Origin of the sequence: Proteus sp. G2626, assembly GCF_009915985.1 — a bacterium.
GTDB lineage: Bacteria > Pseudomonadota > Gammaproteobacteria > Enterobacterales > Enterobacteriaceae > Proteus > Proteus vulgaris.
In genome coordinates this window covers 272,568-293,341 of the sequence record NZ_JAABNH010000009.1, presented here as the reverse complement: position 1 = coordinate 293,341, position 20,774 = coordinate 272,568, and the positions used below count along the sequence as shown (strand labels likewise).

The window sequence follows — 20,774 nt, the reverse complement described above, 5'->3', positions numbered from 1 at the left end:
GAGAATCGAATGAGTGACTATAAAAATACCCTGAACTTACCAGAAACAGGGTTCCCTATGCGCGGGGATTTAGCAAAGCGCGAACCAGAGATGTTATCACGTTGGTACAAAGAAGGTTTGTATCAAGCTATTCGTCAGGCTAAAAGTGGTAAAAAAACATTTATTTTGCATGATGGCCCTCCATACGCCAACGGCAATATTCATATTGGTCACTCAGTAAACAAAATTCTCAAAGATATTATTATTAAATCCAAAGGGCTGTCAGGCTTTGACTCTCCGTACATTCCAGGATGGGATTGTCACGGATTACCTATCGAACTAAAAGTTGAACAAATCGTAGGTAAACCAGGAGAAAAAATATCGGCAGCACAATTCCGCGAGGAATGTCGTAAATACGCTTACGAGCAAATCGAAGCACAGAAAAAAGATTTTATTCGTTTAGGTGTTCTAGGGGATTGGGAAAAACCTTATCTTACAATGGATTATAAAACCGAAGCGAATACTATCCGTGCATTAGCGCGTATTATCGCAAATGGTCACTTGTTAAAAGGGGCGAAACCTGTTCACTGGTGTACGGCGTGTGGTTCATCACTGGCAGAAGCCGAAGTTGAATATTACGACAAAACATCCCCTTCTATCGATGTGCGTTTCACCGCCGTAGATTCAAAAGCCGTTGCTGCTAAATTTGGTTCAGCAACAGATAAACCAATTTCTTTGGTTATCTGGACAACAACGCCTTGGACATTACCTGCTAACCGCGCTATCGCATTAAATGCAGAGTTTAATTATGCCTTAGTCTCTTTTAATGATGAATGCGTGATTTTGGCGGCTGATCTTGTTGAAGGCGTAATGAAGCGTATTGGCGTAACTGGCTGGGCTGTTTTAGGTGAATGTAAAGGTACAGATCTAGAACTGTTGCGCTTTAATCATCCATTTATGGGCTTTGATGTACCTGCTATTTTAGGTGATCACGTTACTTTAGAAGCGGGTACTGGTGCGGTACATACTGCACCAGGCCATGGTCCTGATGACTTCGTGGTTGGCCAAAAATACGGTTTAGAAGTTGCAAACCCAGTTGGGCCAAATGGTTGTTATTTACCTGGCACTTATCCAACATTAGATGGCGTTTTTGTTTTTAAAGCAAATGATGTCATTGTTGAATTGCTAAAAGAAAAAGGCGCTCTGTTACATCATGAAGCGTTGCAGCACAGTTATCCTTGCTGTTGGAGACATAAAACTCCAGTTATTTTCCGTGCAACACCACAATGGTTTATTGGTATGGATAAAAACGGGTTACGTCAACAGTCATTAAAAGAGATCAAAGGTGTTAAATGGATCCCTGATTGGGGCCAAGCACGTATTGAATCAATGGTTGAGAACCGTCCAGACTGGTGTATTTCTCGTCAACGGACTTGGGGGACGCCAATGTCTCTGTTTGTCCACAAAGAGACTCAAGAGCCACATCCACGTACTTTAGAGTTGATGGAAGAAGTTGCAAAACGTGTTGAAGTGAGTGGGATTCAAGCATGGTGGGATTTAGATATCCGCGAAGTGCTGGGTGATGAAGCTGACGATTACATGAAAACACCAGACACACTGGATGTTTGGTTTGATTCAGGATCAACACACTCAACTGTTGTCGATGATCGCCCTGAATTCCATGGTAATTCTGCTGACATGTATTTAGAAGGCTCTGACCAGCATCGTGGCTGGTTTATGTCTTCACTGATGATATCAACCGCAATTAAAGGCAAAGCGCCTTACCGTGAAGTGTTAACACACGGTTTTACCGTAGATGGACAAGGCCGTAAAATGTCCAAATCTATTGGTAATACTGTTAGTCCACAAGATGTGATGGATAAATTAGGTGCTGATATCTTACGTTTATGGGTTGCATCAACAGATTATACGGGTGAAATTGCCGTTTCAGATGAAATCTTAAAACGTGCGGCGGATACTTATCGTCGTATTCGTAATACTGCACGTTTCTTCTTAGCGAACTTAAACGGTTTTGATCCTGCAAAACACCAAGTTAAGCCAGAAGAGATGGTGACACTTGATCGATGGGCTGTAGGTCGTGCGAAAGCAGCACAAGCGGATATCCTAAAACATTATGAAAATTACGATTTCCATAATGTTATTCAGCGCTTAATGCAGTTCTGTTCAGTGGAAATGGGCTCTTTCTACTTAGATATCATCAAAGACAGACAATACACCGCGAAAAGCGATAGCGTTGCGCGTCGTAGTTGCCAAACAGCATTATTCCACATCATTGAAGCATTAGTCCGTTGGATGGCGCCAGTTATGTCATTCACTGCTGATGAGATCTGGAATGAACTGCCAGGTGAACGTGCAAAATACGTTTTAACTGAAGAGTGGTATACCGATTTATTTGGTTTAGATGCATCCGAAACCTTAAATGATGATTACTGGGCTGAATTACTGGCCGTTCGTGGTGAAGTCAATAAGGTATTAGAGCAAGCGCGTACAGATAAACAACTGCGTGGCTCTTTAGAAGCATCCGTCACACTGTATGCAGATAAAGAATTGGCAGACAAATTAAATGCATTAGGTAATGAACTGCGTTTTGTTTTATTAACATCTCAAGCGACAGTCGCAGATATTAATGATGCACCAGCAACAGCATTAGTGTCTGATATGGCGGGTTTAAAAATCGCCTTTAACAAAGCCGATGGTGAAAAATGTCCTCGTTGCTGGCACTATGCAACAGATATCGGTCAAGTAGCGGAACACGCTGAGTTATGTGGACGCTGTGTTACTAACGTAGCCGGTAACGGTGAAGAACGTAAGTTTGCTTAATTAATGAAGAAAACACTTTGCTCTACAGGTTTACGCTGGTTATGGCTAGCGATCGCTGTAGTGGTGTTGGATTTAGGTACGAAACAGTATTTCATGCAGACATTTCGTCTGTATGAATCTGTTGCCGTAATACCTTTTTTCAACTTCACTTACGCACATAATTATGGTGCTGCCTTTAGCTTTTTAGCGGATAAAGGGGGATGGCAACGTTGGTTTTTTGCACTGATTGCATTAGCAATCTGCATTACTTTATTAGTGATGATGTATAAAAATAAAGCGAGTGCCAGACTAAGTAACATTGCTTATGCGCTTATTATTGGCGGAGCATTGGGTAATCTTTCTGATCGTCTGATCCACGGGTTTGTTATCGATTTCCTTGATGTTTATGTCGGAGATTGGCATTGGCCCACTTTTAATATTGCTGATATGGGGATTTGTATTGGTGCTGGGCTTATTATCATTGAAAGCTTTTTCCCTGATAAAAATGTCAGCCCGCAAGATACAAAAAAGCAAAAGTAATCAGACAATGAGTTAACTAAAATAACCCCTGCCTTATGGCGGGGGTTACGCTTAATAGAAGGTATTAGTATGGTTATGCAGGTACTCAACAACAGCGCAGTATTGTTGAATTTCACTTTAAAATTAGCCGATGGCTCTGTTGCTGAATCTACACAAGCACATGGTAAACCCGCTCTTTTTCGTTTAGGTGATGAAAGTTTATCGCCAGCCTTAGAAGCTGAATTATTGGGGTTATCAACGGGAGATAAAAAAACCTTTACGCTTGCAGGTGAACATCTTTTTGGTAAATATAATCCTGACTTGATCCAATACTTTATGCCTTCTGACTTTGCAGAATCTGGTGTGCCTGAGGCGGGCACTATCATGCTATTTACAGCAATGAATGGCAGTGAAATGCCGGGCATTGTAAGAGATGTCACTGAAGATTCCGTCACTGTCGATTTTAATCATCCGTTAGCGTCAGAAGAAGTGACATTTGATATTGAAGTGGTCAGTATCGATCCTGAGGAGGAAACAACACATGCAAATATTGCTGGCTAACCCACGAGGCTTTTGTGCGGGAGTTGACCGAGCTATCAGCATTGTTGACCGTGCTCTGGAAATCTATGGCGCACCTATTTATGTTCGTCACGAAGTAGTTCATAACCGTTATGTGGTTAACGATTTACGTGAACGTGGCGCTATTTTTATTGAAGAAATTTCAGAAGTGCCTGATAACGCGATTTTAATTTTTTCAGCTCATGGTGTTTCTCAAGCCATTCGCCAAGAAGCTCGCTCGCGTAATTTAACGATGCTTTTTGATGCCACTTGCCCACTCGTGACTAAAGTTCATATGGAAGTGGCAAGAGCGAGTCGTAAAGGTAAAGAGGCGATTTTAATCGGTCATGCTGGACATCCCGAAGTTGAAGGTACAATGGGGCAATATAGTAACCCTGAAGGGGGGATGTATTTAGTTGAATCGCCTGCGGATGTCTGGAAATTAGAAGTCAAAGATGAAGACAATCTTTGCTTTATGACACAAACAACACTTTCTGTAGATGATACATCTGAAGTGATTGATGCTTTAAATACGCGTTTTCCCAAAATTATTGGACCTCGTAAAGACGATATTTGTTATGCAACAACGAATCGCCAAGAAGCGGCAAGAGAACTTGCTGAAAAAGCCGATGTTGTTTTTGTTGTTGGTTCTAAGAACTCATCGAATTCAAACCGCTTAGCAGAATTGGCACAGCGTGCAGGGAAACCGTCTTATCTTATCGATAGTTTTGAAGATATTGATGAGTCATGGGTGACTGATGTTAATATTGTCGGAGTGACCGCGGGGGCTTCTGCGCCTGATATTTTAGTACAGCAGGTGTTAGAGCGTTTAAAAAGCTTTGGTGCTGATGAAGTCATCGAATTATCAGGACGAGAAGAAAACATTGTTTTTGAAGTGCCTAAAGAGCTTCGACTCGATTATAAAGTTATTGAATAAGGCATATAAAAAGAGAGTTTTTTAAAAGCAGAGTTGAAATCTCTGCTTTTTTTATACCTAAAGTTAAATGAATAATCATGCTACTCATCTCTTTTACTGATAATTAGTACGATTTGGTGTGTTTTTCTTATCTGGAACGTTAAATGCTGGCATCAAACGGATGACATCGCTAATCTGTAAACAATAAATAGAGATCATAAGTATTGTTAAGGAGAAATTTAGTTATGTCTGCAAAAGAACTTCGTCTTGCTGTTGTGGGTGCAGGTGGACGCATGGGACGCCAATTAATTCAGGCAATTTCTCAACAAGAAGGAACCGTGCTAGGTGCTGCTTTTGAGCGTACAAATTCTTCATTGATTGGCTCGGATGCGGGTGAATTGGCTGGCATTGGTCATATTGGTGTCACAGTATCCGATAACCTATTAGCACAAGCGCATGCATTTGATGTATTAATTGATTTTACACGCCCAGAAGGCACTCTTTCACATATTGAGTTTTGTGTGGAACAACAAAAAGGCATGATTATTGGCACGACAGGCTTTGATGATGAAGGTAAAAAAGCCATAGATGATGCAGCAAAAATTATCCCCATCGTGTTTGCTGCCAACTTTAGTGTTGGTGTTAATTTAGTGCTTAAATTACTTGAAAAGGCGGCTAAAGTGATGGGAACCTACAGTGATATTGAAATTGTAGAAGCACATCATCGCCATAAGGTTGATGCTCCATCAGGCACTGCATTAGCAATGGGTGAATCTATTGCCGATGCATTAGGCCGTGATCTTAAAAAATGCGCTGTCTATGAGCGAGTAGGGTATACAGGAGAGCGTGATCCCCAAAGTATTGGTTTTGCTACCATTCGTGCGGGGGATATTGTGGGTGAACACACCGCGATTTTTGCTGATATTGGCGAACGCGTCGAGATAAGCCATAAGGCTTCTAGTCGAATGACATTTGCAAATGGCGCAGTAAAGGCGGCTATTTGGCTAAGTTCTAAAAAATCAGGTCTTTATAATATGAAAGATGTGCTTTCTTTAGAGGATTTATGATTTATTGTTATTTGTAATATATTGAAAGCTCATGGTTATTTTTTTAACTATGAGTTTTTTTTCTTTTGTTGATTATTTTTTTCTCTTCTTTCTTGTTTTTCTTGTTTATCCCTTGCTTTTTCCTGTTTTTTTTCTAAAAGTAGACAGTATTCTGCTGTATTTCCTTTTAAAGTCTCATTTTTAAATTATCTTAGTAAGCAAACGGTTAAATTCGTAAGATTTGTTATATTAATTGTCACTTGGTTGATTAGATTGCTAATGGTTGATGTTTTTTTAATTAAAAAGGTGTTTTTTCTAGACATCTGCCTAAGGGATCTTTAGAATGCGCCCAATTTGCCAAAAATTTGCCCAATTTTATGTTTTTGGCATTGATTTAGAGGCTTAAATCTGAATTAATATGCATGAAATGTGATTTATTATTCTCTGGAGGGCGTTTTGATTAAATCAGCTATACTGGTTCTAGAAGATGGGACCGAATTCCACGGCAAGTCGATTGGCGCAGAAGGCGCCGCCATCGGTGAAGTCGTTTTTAATACTTCAATGACTGGTTATCAAGAAATATTAACCGACCCGTCTTACTCCCAACAAATTGTTACTCTCACCTATCCCCACATTGGCAACACCGGCGTTAATCATTCAGATGAAGAATCAGAAACCATCCATGCTCAAGGCTTAATTATTCGTGATTTACCATTAGTGATGAGCAATTATCGTGCACAAGAAACATTATCTGATTATCTTAAACGCCATAATATCGTTGCAATTGCAGATATTGATACACGTAAGCTAACGCGCTTATTGAGAGAAAAAGGCGCACAAAATGGCTGTATTATCGCAGGGGATTGCCTAGATACCCATGTTGCGCTCGAAAAGGCTAAATCATTTCCGGGTTTAAAAGGAATGGATTTAGCCAAAACAGTAACCGTTAAACAGCCTTATCAGTGGACTCAAGGAAGTTGGACACTAGAGAGTGAATTACCCAAAGCTAAATCAGCGAATGAATTGCCATTGCACATTGTGGCATATGATTTTGGTGTGAAACGTAATATTTTACGTATGCTGGTGGATAGGGGGTGCCGAGTCACCGTTGTACCAGCACAGACATCAGCACACGATATTTTAGCGCTTTCACCTGATGGTATTTTTCTTTCAAATGGCCCCGGGGATCCAGAGCCCTGTGAATATGCCATTAACGCCATTCAAACGTTTTTAACAACCGATATTCCTCTCTTTGGTATCTGTTTAGGTCATCAGCTTTTAGCGTTAGCTAGCGGTGCAAAAACCATCAAAATGAAATTTGGGCATCATGGTGGTAACCATCCTGTAAAAGATTTAGATAAAAATACCGTGATGATCACAGCACAGAATCATGGATTTGCCGTTGATGAAACTTCACTTCCTGCCAATTTACGTGTGACACATAAGTCTCTATTTGATGGTTCTTTGCAAGGTATTCATCGTACAGATAAACCTGCGTTCAGTTTCCAAGGCCATCCAGAAGCCAGCCCTGGGCCACATGATGCCGCACCTCTTTTTGATCACTTTATCGAGCTAATCGCGCAATATCGTCAAAACCTGCAATCAGTAACAACAAAATAAATCAGGAGCGAAAGAAAATGGCTAAAAGAACAGATATCAAAACAATCCTGATTTTAGGTGCTGGACCGATTGTTATCGGACAAGCGTGTGAATTTGACTATTCAGGCGCTCAAGCATGTAAAGCTTTACGTGAAGAGGGATATCGAGTTGTTTTGGTAAATTCAAACCCTGCAACCATTATGACCGATCCTGAGATGGCTGATGCAACGTACATCGAGCCTATTCACTGGCAAGTTGTGAGAAAAATTATCGAAAAAGAACGTCCCGATGCGGTACTACCGACAATGGGCGGGCAAACAGCACTGAACTGTGCTTTAGAATTAGAGCGCCAAGGCGTTTTAGCTGAATTTGGTGTCACCATGATTGGGGCAACAGCCGATGCAATTGATAAAGCAGAAGATAGACAACGCTTTGATAAAGCGATGAAGAAAATAGGCTTAGATACAGCGCGTTCAGGTATTGCACATAACCTTGATGAAGCGTTTGCGGTCGCACAACAGGTTGGTTTTCCTTGTATCATTCGTCCTTCATTCACGATGGGAGGAACCGGTGGTGGTATTGCCTATAATCGCGAAGAATTTGAAGAAATCTGTATTCGCGGTTTAGATTTATCACCAACCAATGAACTATTAATTGATGAATCACTGATTGGTTGGAAAGAGTACGAAATGGAAGTCGTGCGTGATAAAAACGACAACTGCATTATCGTCTGTTCTATCGAAAACTTCGATGCAATGGGAATTCATACGGGCGACTCCATTACTGTTGCACCAGCACAAACACTTACCGACAAAGAATATCAAATTATGCGTAACGCCTCGATGGCAGTATTACGTGAGATAGGTGTTGAAACTGGTGGCTCTAACGTTCAGTTTGCTGTTGATCCTAAAACAGGGCGTTTGATTGTTATTGAAATGAATCCTCGTGTCTCACGCTCTTCTGCCTTGGCATCCAAAGCAACCGGCTTTCCGATTGCTAAAGTTGCCGCAAAATTAGCGGTAGGTTATACCCTTGATGAGCTGATGAATGATATCACAGGAGGAAGAACACCTGCCTCTTTCGAGCCTTCAATCGACTATGTTGTGACAAAAATCCCTCGCTTTAACTTTGAAAAATTTGCAGGAACAAATGACAGACTAACAACGCAAATGAAATCTGTTGGCGAAGTGATGGCAATTGGTAGAACGCTACAAGAATCTATGCAAAAAGCGTTACGAGGTCTTGAAGTTGGTGCTACTGGTTTTGATCCCAAAGTCGATTTAGACGACCCTGAAGCATTAACCAAAATTCGTCGAGAGTTAAAAGAAGCAGGTTCAGACAGAATTTGGTATATCGCAGATGCTTTCCGCGCTGGATTATCTGTTGATGGTGTCTTTAATCTCACCAATATTGATCGCTGGTTCTTAGTTCAAATTGAAGAAATCGTTCGTCTGGAAGAAAAAGTCAGTGAAGTTGGTATAAAAGGATTAAGTGCTGATTTTTTACGTCAATTAAAGCGTAAAGGTTTTGCCGATGCGCGTTTAGCTAAAATACTTAACGTAAAAGAATATGCTATTCGCCAATTACGTGAGCAATATCAGCTACATCCAGTCTATAAACGTGTTGATACTTGTGCGGCAGAATTTGCAACTGATACGGCTTATATGTACTCGACTTATGAAGAAGAGTGCGAGGCAAATCCACATCAAAATAAACCCAAAGTGATGATCTTAGGCGGTGGGCCCAATCGTATAGGTCAAGGGATTGAATTTGATTATTGTTGTGTTCATGCGGCGCTTGCACTACGTGAAGACGGTTACGAAACCATTATGGTGAACTGTAATCCTGAAACGGTTTCAACGGATTATGACACCTCTGACAGACTCTATTTCGAACCTGTCACATTAGAAGATGTGCTTGAAATTGTGCGTATCGAAAAACCGAAAGGGGTTATCGTGCAATATGGTGGTCAAACACCGTTAAAATTAGCAAGAGCGTTAGAAGCTGAAGGTGTGCCAGTCATTGGCACAACGCCTGATGCAATCGATAAAGCCGAAGATCGTGAGCGTTTCCAAAAAGCGGTTGATAAATTAGGGCTAAAACAGCCTGAAAATACCACTGTGACCGCTTTAGAAGAGGCGGTAGAAAAAGCGCAATTAATTGGCTATCCGCTGGTGGTTCGTCCTTCTTATGTGCTTGGTGGACGTGCCATGGAAATTGTTTATGATGAAGTTGATTTACGTCGTTATTTCCAAACTGCCGTCAGTGTGTCAAACGATGCCCCTGTATTATTAGACCGTTTTCTAGATGATGCGATTGAAGTTGATATTGATGCAATTTGTGACGGTAAACAAGTCGTGATTGGCGGTATTATGGAACATATCGAACAAGCAGGTGTTCACTCCGGTGATTCAGCTTGTTCATTACCTGCGTATACCTTAAGCAAAGAAATTCAAGATGTGATGCGTAAACAAGTTCGTGAGCTTGCTTTTGAATTAGGTGTAAAAGGGCTGATGAATGCACAATTTGCGGTAAAAGGTGATGATGTTTATCTTATCGAAGTTAATCCTCGAGCGGCTCGCACAGTGCCTTTTGTGTCAAAAGCCACTGGTGTGCCATTAGCCAAAGTCGCTGCACGTGTCATGATAGGACAAAGCCTTGAAGAGCAAGGGATAACAAAAGAAGTTATTCCCCCTTATTACTCTGTAAAAGAAGTGGTTTTACCTTTCAATAAGTTTGCAGGTGTTGATCCTATTTTAGGGCCGGAAATGCGTTCAACTGGCGAAGTAATGGGAGTCGGAGCAACCTTTGCTCAAGCTTTTGCTAAAGCGATGTTAGGCAGTAGCTCTACGATGAAGAAAAAAGGTAGAGCACTTCTCTCTGTGCGCGAAGGTGATAAAAAGCGTGTTGTTGATTTAGCCACTAAATTGCTAAAAAGTGGGTTCGAATTAGATGCGACACACGGTACAGCCATTGTATTAGGTGAAGCGGGAATAAATCCACGTTTAGTGAATAAAGTTCATGAAGGGCGACCGCATATTGAAGATAGAATTAAAAATGGTGAATATGACTATATTGTTAATACAACTTCGGGTCGCCAAGCTATTGAAGATTCTAAGATTATTCGTCGTAGTGCATTAAGATATAAAGTCCATTATGACACAACGTTAAATGGTGGATTTGCGACTACGCTGTCATTAACGGCGGATCCGACGGCGAGTGTTATTTCCGTTCAAGAAATGCATAAAAAGATAAGCAACGCTTAAGTTTGTTTGTCGTTTTAATTATGATCCTGAATAGAAGGAAACGTCTATTCAGGATTTTTTATTTTGTCATTTAAAAATGGCTGATAATAAAAAGAAAACACCCATAATATTTAATTTTTATGGGTGTTAATAAAAGCCTATTTTTTTAATAAGTTAACTGTCTAACGTATTGATTTATTATAAATTACATGGACATTATTGCCTTGTGCGCTACCTGAACCTTCCCAAGTAACAGCTTGTTGGAATTCTTTTTTCACACCATAGATCTCCATTTCGGTGATTAATGTTGCTGAGCCTGAATCAGGGGCGCCTATGGGACGTTGATAACAATCTTCTTTCATTGCGAGTGAAGGATAGGTGTCAGCTTTGGAATCATTATGAATAGAAGAAGAATAACTAGTGCTATCTTTATAATCTACTTCATTTCGACTGGAATCACCTTGAATATTAACAAGCCTATGAGAAATATGTACAGGATATAAGAGTTTATTCGTTCCGAATCCGATTGACGTTACTGGAACAGCCATAACATGAGTCATGGGCTCTGTGGCTAATGTCCGACATGAACTCGTCAACTTACCGTTATTACTTGTTTCAACAAAATTGATGTGTCCATCAAAACTATATTCCATAAATTGTGGAGTAACAGGTTCTACTTTTAATGGATAAAACTCAGGGTACTCTTTATTACTATTTCCCCAATCGAATGCAATCGCTTTGATCTCTATTTTTGCACCTTTATCGAAGAAGCTTTTTTCAGCGTGAAACGTGGTTGTTTTTTCTAAATTAGAAGTATCAGGAATATTCTCATTTTTACTATATGTTTTTCCATTAATCATTAATTCAATATTTACCGCTGTTTGACTAGCAGTGTCATCATCTTTTAGTTTCCAAGTTATTTGAATGGTGTCGTTATCATAGATAGGTGTCCAGCGAATAGTTTTTTGTGTTGAAACAGAAAGCTCTTTATCAAGGAATTGATTATCAACTCGACGGGCTATTGAGAGTATTTTTACACTAGGAATAGCTCTTACTTCAATTTCATAGCTTCCTTGAGAGGCTAAGAAATATTGGTTTTCCAAGACCTGTAATGAAATAACGCTTTTACCTTTACTTAGTGCTGTTATTTCTCCTGTATCTTTAATGGCGACAACATTAGGGTTCGATGAAAGCCATATTGCTTTTATTTCAGGAGGAATTTGTTTGTCAGGTTGTTGTACTTTTACACCTAATTGATCATCTGATAATACGACGCTTTTATTAGCAAAATTAATAACGAAAGTTCCTTTTTTTTGTTCATAATCAATAGTATGAGTATCTGCTAAGAATTGTTCAGTTGCCTCACTTTGTACTTTTATTTTTGTTTTCCCCGGCATTATGGCATTTAATACCCCTTTATCATCTACAGTGGTAATAGAAGGATTGTCGCTGGAAAAACTGACAGTGATATTTTTTGCATCTGTATTATCAAATCGGGTAAGTATTTTTTGAGTTATACCATCATTCCACGTTGATTGTATGTTGAGTGGAGACATGATTTTCAGATGTGGTTTCGCTTTTTCAATGACCAAAGGATAACTACTTTGAGCTGGTTGATATTGCTCGTTTCCTGACGTTTGCAGTGTAATGATTACTGTGCCTGCTTTTTTCATCGAGATTTTGCCACTATTGGTGTCAATCGAGGCAATAGTCGGCTCTGAGCTAGACCACATCACATTAATATTATTAGGTAATCCCGTATAACTTAATGCATTGATTGGCGCAGAAGCATAGGTTTCTTGTTGGATCTGCTTAGCAAATATAATGGTTGGTTTAGGAATAGTGACTTTAATGGTTAATGATTTTGCAATGGTGATCCCATCGGCTTCAGCCGTTAAAATAATATCTGTTTTAACATTCGAAGTAAGTGTGGTCTGGTAATTACCATTTCCTAATGGATTTAATGGGTTATGACTAAAGTTAGCTTTACCATTGATTGCTTTAATTGAAACGGTTTTACCATCAATAGTATTACTGTATTTATCCATTAAATTTACAGTAATTAAGGCGTTATCTTTATTATCACCACCAATTGATTGACGATTACTACTGAAGATTGATTTATTCGCATCGATATTAGCAGGAGTGACAGTGACATCTTGTATCGCTTTGTGATTGCTTAAATCAAGATACGCACTCATTTTTAAAATACCCGCAACATGGCTGGTCACTTTGGTTCTTGCGATACCGTGAGCATCTGTATAGGTACTAAAGTCATAGTCATCAGCTAAACCTTGTAATTTCCATGACACAATGACGTTAGGTAATATATTGTCATTAGCATCGACAATAGTTGCTTGATAATTAACGCCTTTATCACCAGCAATCATGGTCGTTCTATCTACATTAGTGGCTTTTATTTTCCATGTTGTTGCATCAGCACGAAGTTGCAAGGTTTTTTGTTTTTTGAAATCAACACCATTCACTTTGACACTTAATTGTGCTGTGCCGGATTTAGTCCCCGTTGCTTCAATTTCATAATGGCCCGGAGAGACTTGTTTAGCCGCGCTAAATTGTATCGTTGGGTTATTAGAGATCCCTTCAACTTGCTGATCAGGTAAAATATTACCGCCTTTATCTTTAATCGTTAAAGTGAGTAATGTCTTATCCGTACCATTGGCAATGATTGATGCAGGTATTAAGTTGATTTCTGAACGATTTTCATCCACATCATCGGCCACAAAATTGACATCAGGAGCGGGGTAACGACCTGAAATTAATATGGCGTTAACTTTAGCAATACCCGCAGGGTTACGAGTTAACTTAACCTCTGCAATACCTTTGCTGTCTGTAAATGTGAGTGGTTTGGCAAGTAGACTCTCTTTGTCCGTTGTCCATGTTACGTTGACGCCACTATTGACAGGATTATCATTTTTATCGCTGATATAAGCACTATAAGTGATGGTGTCGCCCGCATGAGGTTTTGTATCACTAATCACAAACTTATCAACTTTTGCCGTTTGACTATTAGGCAGAACCGTTAATAATGCAGTGTGTGTGAGTGTTACACGATCTATTTTTGCACTGATTGTTGTTTGGCCGGCTTTTAATGCGCTAACTTGTGCTTGATAAACCCCCGTTGAGATTTCTTTAAATGCTGTCGTTGTTGCCGTTAAATCAGTGCTGTAGCTAACGCTAATTTTATTCTCTAATCCTGTTAATAAATTATCGTATTTATCTTTTAGCGTTAAAGTAATGTGAGATTGTTCGACCTCAGAAATAATGGTGTTAGGAATAAGTGATAGCTGAGATTTATCAGCAGAAATGGTATCAGTATTAAAATTAATCAAATGATCAGCATCGAGAGATTGTTGGCTGTCTAACATTGCGGTCACTTGTGCTGAACCTGCTTGTGTGCTGATTAACGTAATTTCCGCTATCCCATTTTTATTGGTTTTACTGATAGGTTGTGAGAGTCGACCTAGTGAGGTTATCCAACCCACAGCAATTCCTTCCATGCCAGGGTTACCTTGCTTATCAACAATTTTTGCGCGAATAACCACTTTATCCGTACCATTTGCGATGACATCAAAAGGTGCGACCACATTAACTGCATTAATTGTGGCGTTTTGCTTATCAGCAATAAAACCAAGAGGTTGTGCTAAAGTAAATGTATTACTTATATTGGTATATTTAGCGTTAATGGTGCTAATACCTTCTTGTTTACCCTTGATTGAGGTTTGGTAAACACCGTTATCTATTTCTTTTATGGCGCTAAATTGAATAGTGGGGTTATCACCCGTTAGCGTTATCAATTTCTCTTGTTTTGGCACAGGATTACCGAATGTATCTTTTAGGGTAATAGTACCTGTGGCGAGTGATTGGCCATTGGCAATAATAGATTGCGGTTCAATCAAAAATGTACTTTGTGATGACTTGACCTGGCCTGCGATGAAGTGAATGTTTTGTGTTGCACTTTGGTTATTTTCTAATATTGCTGTGACAGTTGTTGGTAGGGCTTTAGTGCCTTTTATCTCTATTTTTACATCACCATTATCATCTGTTTTTGTCATGTTAGTGCTAAGCGTATTATGAGTTGAATGCCAAAATACAGATTGTTTGATTAATGGATTATTTTCAGCATCAGTAACATGCGCTGATAAGGTAATGGTATCGTGATTATCTGCTATCGCTTCTGTTTTATTATTTTCAGTCGTTAGGACAATATTAGCACTATTAGGATTCGCAATAGCAGTTAGGGCGAGTTGTGCTTTTTCTTTATTTTCAAGTGTAACGATAATTTCGGTTACACCTGCTTTTTTAGTGCGTATTTGATTGGTTGTTTGTCCTTGATTGTCAGTCACACTCTTTTGCTTATCGAGAGTTGCAGAGGCGTTGGATTGCCATTTAACGGTTACATTAGGTAATTTATTCCCGAATTTATCTTTTACTACAGCAGTTAATATCGCTTGCTCTGTATTATCTGCAACTAATTGAGTTTTATTACTTGTTAAGGTAATTAAACCGTGTTGATTATTAGCAATAAAGGAAATCGGTTTTGCATCAAATGATTCATTACTGAGTCTAGCGGTTACAATGACATCAAAAGCGTGAGTACTGGTTACTGTTGTTTTAGCAATACCTTGGTTATCTGTCGTTGATACCTCATTAATACCCACGATACTTTGATCTCGATTAGTAGACCAAATCACCTTGGCATTAGGTATTACATTGTGATTTTTATCTTTAACGATAGCAGTAAAAATTACGGGGGTATTGCCATCAGCAATATAAGGTGGGGTTGATGGTGTTACCGAAATAATTTTACCTTCAGAGTCTGTATTCTTCTGCCCAATAATCGTTGCGCCATTATCTGCAGTAAAAGAGACCGGATAGTTAGGAATTCTATTGGTATTAATATCGGTTACGATGACTTGAATTTTATTTTGGCTTTTACCATCAGCGGGTGCATGGTTTTTAATTACGGTTAACCCACCTTGAGCAATAATGGCTGAATGAGTATCAGCGACAAAAGTCACCTGTGCCTGATTAAAGATATTATCCCTGAATTTTGGGGTTAACGTTACAATTTCAGGTGTGCTTCCTGCGGTTATTGTTGCTTGATATTTTCCTGTATCAATTCGACTGAAATTTGAGACTCGACTATTGCCAATAGGATTATCGGATTGGATCTTTAGTGATAGTTCTTTTATATCGATATCAACGGGAAGCTTATCATTATCGAAAATTGATAAGGTGAGATTTTGTACAGAATGATTGTCTGCAGGAAGTTGTGTTGATTTAGGCGTAAATTGGCTATTTTGTGTATTGATAGCGGATTGATCAACCGTAATGTGACTTTGTACAGGATCAGAACGGTTGCCCTGTTCATCAATCGCAACGGCGTTTATTGTGTAGCTATTTTCTTCCGTTAAACCAGATAGATGACGCGGAAGGATTATGGAGTAATTAAGATTATTATTGTGATTAATTTTACCTCCGTTAGCGATTAAACGACTGGCAGACCATTCAATTTGTTTAACTGGATATTTAGAGTGAACTTGTACTCCCAAATCTTTTTCTTCTTTGGCATAACCATTGATTGTTGGTGTGAGGGAAAGGAAGACTAAGGTTTTCTTTTTATATTCCAAAACAATTTCATTATTTCTATTTACGAAATCATAGCGATTTCCTGACATTAAACGTGTTGATCGAACATTATTAGGATTGAGTTGTGAAGAGAGTGATTCACCGAGTCGATATTGGATACTGACGTCAAATTTATTATCACTATTATCATTTAATCCAAAACGACGTTCAGCACCAAATGTAATTAATGGCACTGGGGTATAGGTTAATCCAGCAGTATAAGCATGCGGATTTTCTTGGCGATTATCTTTACTAAATAAGCCAACTTCTTTTCCGTAATATTGCTCAAAAATAAGCTTAGCACCTAATTGCGGATAAGCAGGTAGATACCCTTCCGTTCTAATATCCCAACCATTTGCTGGACGTTCATTATAATCCATCACATCGTCAGAAGTACGCCAGTTGGATAAGCGATGATAGTGATTTATGTTTAATTTAAAATAATCTCGCCATACCTCAGCACCAATACCGAATCGACTATGATAGCGACTCAAATCGTAGTCATAAAAAGCATTTAAACCGACCATAAATTTATCGGTAAAATGACGATAGCCAATCCCTTGATTTAATTGACTACGAGCATTTTTGCGGTGATAACTGGTTTGAGTAAAAACTAAGTTTTTCTCACTATCATAGACAGGAATAAGAAGATCAGCAGAACTCCCTTCTAAAGTGAAATGTTTATCCGTGGAAAGTGATACTCGAGCATGGCCAAATTGATTAAGCCATTGTTCTATTTGTTGATTTGCTTTATTGGATATTCTGCTTATTGCATATTGTGTTGCATCGGTGTCTCTATTTAATAGAGAAGAATTATCGACAATAATTTGAGCCAGTTCTTGTCCGTTAGTGGTAGGAATAGAAGTATCTTGGTCATTGTTATTATTAAGCCATTTTTTTGTTGGTAAAGACTCATCGGGAATATTGAGTGTAATCCCTGCTTTTACTTTTAATTTTCCAACTAAAGAAACATAATCAGGATTAGCTTCAATAAGTTTAAACAACTTTATATTGAATTTTTTTGCAATTGATTCTGGCGTGTCATTTGCTTGAACCTGATAAGTGCTCTTTTTTTTTAACAAATTAATTGTCTGTTTTTCTTGGTTATTCTCTCTTGCAAATACATTGGCTGGAATTGTTGCTGAAATAGGAAATGCTAGTTGAATAAAGATATTAAACCAAGCAACTTTCTTTGTAATGGAAGAGAGTTGAGGTGTTAGTCCACTTTTAAATTTTGTCATTTTTAAACTCACCGTAACAAATAATGATGAGATTTTCGTATTTATATATGTTTTAGATATCAGAAAGTGAACTTGAATTAATTGATTTCTAAATATATAAAAATTAATGATCAAAAAAATAAAATAGATATAAAGATAAAAAGCCAATAGAAAATAATCTCTATTGGCTTGGTAATTGTAAATTAAAAATTAGATATCAACAAAAATATCAGGATCAGGACCTAAGCGTTTTTTCTTCTCAAGTGTCGTTATTTCAGCAACTTCTTCTTTTTCTAATTTAAAATCAAAAATACGGAAATTCTCTTCAATACGAGATGGTGTAATTGATTTAGGTATCGCCACAAGCCCACTATCTAAATGCCAGCGTAAAACAATTTGTGCTGGTGTTTTATGATATTTCTCAGCAAGTTTTTGAATCATCGGTTGATCAAAGACACCTTCACCACCTTGTGCTAATGGGCTCCAAGATTCAGTCACAATATTATGAGTTGTGTTCCATGCTCTTAATGACGCTTGTTGCATTAAAGGATGAATTTCAATTTGGTTAATTACGGGGGTTACACCCGTTTCAGTAATGATCCGTTCAAGGTGTTCTTCTTTAAAATTACAGACACCAATGCTTTTTACTAAGCCTTCTTTTTGCAAAATAATCATTTGTTTCCACGCATCAACATAAAGCTCACGCGATGGTACTGGCCAATGCATTAAGTAGAGGTCAATATAATCAAGTTGCAAACGCTGGAGGCTTTCTAATAAGGCACCACGGGCATGGGATTGATCGTTATTCCATAATTTTGTGGTGATAAAAAGTTCATCACGGGGAATTGATGTCTGTTTGAGTGCTTTACCGACGCCTTCTTCATTGTGGTAAATCGCAGCCGTATCAAAAAGACGATAGCCTGTATCAAGAGCGTGATGAATTGCGTTAACAACTTGATGATTATCTGCTTGCCAAACACCAAGCCCAAGTTGTGGGATAGCATTTCCATCAGATAACTTGATTAGTTTAGGTTTATCCATTTTTGTCTCCAAAGTCGCATTAAAGCACTTAGAGTGCTGCTGTATAAATACGTTGACTGACTTCTAATGTGATATCTTGATGCTCGCCTAGTGCGGTTTGTCCATGCTCTTCCAATTTATGCACTAAAGCAGGAATGTCTTCTTCAGTGATTTTGAAATCAGCCAGTCGAGTTCTAAGTCCCATTAATTCAAAGAATTTTCGAGTTTCATTAATCGCAGTTTCAATTTTAAAAGCGTCAGAACCTTGGTTTATACCCCAAACTTTTTGTGCATATTGGATTAACTTCTCATATTTAGCCTGTCGTTTTTCATTTAATAGGGCCGGTAAAACGATGGCGAGAGTTTGTGCATGATCTAGCCCATGTAAAGCCGTAAGTTCATGACCTAATGCATGCGTAGCCCAATCTTGAGGAACACCAACACCAAGGATGCCATTAAGGGCTTGTGATGCTGTCCACATTATATTAGCACGGATATCATAATCTGTAGGCGATGTCAGCGCTTTTGGTCCTTGATCTATCAAGATACGTAAAAGACCTTCTGCATACTCATCTTGTACACGAGCATTCACAGGATAAGTGAGGTATTGCTCTAATATATGAATAAAAGCATCAACCACACCGTTAGCGGTTTGTCTTGGCGGTAAAGAATAAGTTGTTGTTGGATCTAAAATCGCGCAATGAGGATAAACATGAGGACTGGCAAAGCTTTGCTTATCCATCGTCTGTTTTCTACTAATAACAGAGAAGCTGTTAGTTTCCGTACCGGTCGCAGGCAGTGTCAATACACAACTCAAAGGTATCGCTTTTTCGATTACTTTACCGCGACTTGTCACGATTTCCCAAGGTTCACCTTTATAAGGTATAGCCGCAGCAATAAATTTTGTACCATCAATAACTGAGCCACCGCCGACTGCTAGTAAGTGTGTAATACCGTGGTATCTTGCATAAGAAACAGCTTTCATTAGCGTTTCATAAGAAGGGTTGGGTTCAATCCCACTAAATTCATGAATTTGATAGCCTGGAAGAGCGGTATAAATCTGATCTAATACACCATTGCGCTTAATACTACCACCACCGTAAGTAAGTAGAATTCTTTCATTTTTCCCAATTTCAGAACGAAGTTTATCTATTTGTCCTTGACCAAAATGAAGGCGAGTTGGCGAGTAATAAGTAAAGTTTTGCATTTTGTTTCCACCTTAATTCGATGTTCTGAAGCATGACAATTAATCAGGGAAAAGTTTTCCACTGTGTCTAGACAGGATAGCCCGATATAACTATAACCTCTAAGGTTGTAGAAATAAGAGATGAATTATTTTTTTTAATGGCTACAACAATTCAATTGTAGTTAATTTATAAGGAGTAATATGGAAAGTCATTATTTAACATTAAACCAAGAACACTGGGATAAACAAGCTGTAATGGAAAATCAGTGGTCTAAGCCTGTGAGTGATGAAGAAATTATGGCGGCAAAGCAAGGCAACTGGAAAGTACATTTAACACCTAGTCCTGTTAAGAATGAGTGGTTAGCGGACATTAAAGGTAAAAAAATACTCTGTTTAGCGTCTGCTGGTGGACAACAAGCACCTATTTTGGCCGCCGCTGGTGGTATCGTAACCGTATTTGATTTATCAGAAGGGCAATTAAGTAAAGATCGCCAATTGGCACAAGAACATCAGTTAAATTTGGTAACAGTACAAGGTGATATGGCTGATTTAACTGCATTTACTGATGAAAGCTTTGATATTATTTTTCACCCTATCTCAAACTTATATGTGCCAGATGTGAATCCAGTGTGGCAAGAATGCTACCGTGTTTTGAAAAAAGGCGGTGTGCTGATGGCGAGTTTTTATAATCCAGTTGTATTTGTTGATGATAGAGATCCGCAATTGCGCTCACAGGGATTAATAAGACCAACTTATCGCTTACCATATAGCGATCAAGGTTCACTGCCTTTGGATATTCTGCAAGAAAAAGTTGCCAAAGGTGATGGGCTCGTATTTGGCCACTCTCTGACTGATCTTATTGGTGGACAGTTAACGGCAGGTTTTTTATTGCAAGATTTTGTTGAAGAATTTGCTCCTCATGCTCGTTTTCTCATTGACAGTTATATTCCAACATTTCTTGCTTCAAAAGCGATTAAGCTTTAAAAAAATAGAGTAGGAAGAATATGATTGTGATTT

General features: G+C 38.7%; 11 protein-coding genes. 8 read left to right on the top strand and 3 right to left on the bottom strand.

All coding sequences use genetic code 11. The features are described 5' to 3' along the window. Positions 1-9: 9 nt before the first annotated feature. The 7 genes from ileS to carB all read left to right on the top strand — a co-directional run bounded on the left by ileS (position 10) and on the right by carB (position 10,703). A complete protein-coding gene (gene ileS, locus GWJ05_RS05695; RefSeq protein WP_036932974.1) occupies positions 10-2,820 on the top strand; it encodes an isoleucine--tRNA ligase in 2,811 nt (936 codons plus the stop codon). A 3-nt stretch (positions 2,821-2,823) separates the two neighbouring features. Then, entirely contained in the window at positions 2,824-3,339 is a 516-nt protein-coding gene (lspA, locus tag GWJ05_RS05690; RefSeq protein ID WP_161681161.1) for a signal peptidase II, read from the top strand. Positions 3,340-3,408: 69 nt separating this feature from the next. Beyond that, a complete protein-coding gene (gene fkpB / locus GWJ05_RS05685) occupies positions 3,409-3,879 on the top strand; it encodes an FKBP-type peptidyl-prolyl cis-trans isomerase (protein WP_036932972.1) in 471 nt (156 codons plus the stop codon). After that, positions 3,860-4,813, top strand: a complete 954-nt coding sequence (gene ispH, locus GWJ05_RS05680; RefSeq protein WP_036932971.1) for a 4-hydroxy-3-methylbut-2-enyl diphosphate reductase — start codon at positions 3,860-3,862, stop codon at positions 4,811-4,813. The genes fkpB and ispH overlap by 20 nt, the downstream gene beginning before the upstream one ends. Positions 4,814-5,037: 224 nt before the next feature. Continuing rightward, positions 5,038-5,859 (top strand): 4-hydroxy-tetrahydrodipicolinate reductase, encoded by an 822-nt coding sequence (gene dapB, locus GWJ05_RS05675; protein ID WP_036932970.1) that lies wholly within the window; start codon positions 5,038-5,040, stop codon positions 5,857-5,859. Between the two features lie 435 nt (positions 5,860-6,294). Further along, entirely contained in the window at positions 6,295-7,458 is a 1,164-nt protein-coding gene (gene carA, locus GWJ05_RS05670; protein ID WP_036932969.1) for a glutamine-hydrolyzing carbamoyl-phosphate synthase small subunit, read from the top strand. A 17-nt stretch (positions 7,459-7,475) separates the two neighbouring features. Beyond that, positions 7,476-10,703 (top strand): carbamoyl-phosphate synthase large subunit, encoded by a 3,228-nt coding sequence (gene carB, locus GWJ05_RS05665; RefSeq protein ID WP_036932968.1) that lies wholly within the window; start codon positions 7,476-7,478, stop codon positions 10,701-10,703. A gap of 161 nt (positions 10,704-10,864) precedes the next feature. On the opposite strand, the gene GWJ05_RS05660 is transcribed toward carB, so the two are convergent. From GWJ05_RS05660 to GWJ05_RS05650, 3 genes are all read right to left on the bottom strand, one after another. Next, a complete protein-coding gene (locus GWJ05_RS05660; RefSeq protein WP_161681159.1) occupies positions 10,865-17,572 on the bottom strand; it encodes an Ig-like domain-containing protein in 6,708 nt (2,235 codons plus the stop codon). A gap of 189 nt (positions 17,573-17,761) precedes the next feature. Continuing rightward, positions 17,762-18,592, bottom strand: a complete 831-nt coding sequence (gene dkgA / locus GWJ05_RS05655) for a 2,5-didehydrogluconate reductase DkgA (RefSeq protein ID WP_036932967.1) — start codon at positions 18,590-18,592, stop codon at positions 17,762-17,764. Positions 18,593-18,620: 28 nt separating this feature from the next. Beyond that, positions 18,621-19,778 carry an iron-containing alcohol dehydrogenase gene (locus GWJ05_RS05650; protein WP_036932966.1) on the bottom strand — a complete coding sequence of 386 codons (1,158 nt, stop codon included), beginning with the start codon at positions 19,776-19,778 and terminating at the stop codon, positions 18,621-18,623. 180 nt (positions 19,779-19,958) lie between these two features. On the opposite strand from GWJ05_RS05650, the gene GWJ05_RS05645 reads away from it, so the two are divergent. Next, entirely contained in the window at positions 19,959-20,741 is a 783-nt protein-coding gene (locus tag GWJ05_RS05645) for a class I SAM-dependent methyltransferase (protein WP_087802950.1), read from the top strand. Positions 20,742-20,774: the final 33 nt, after the last annotated feature.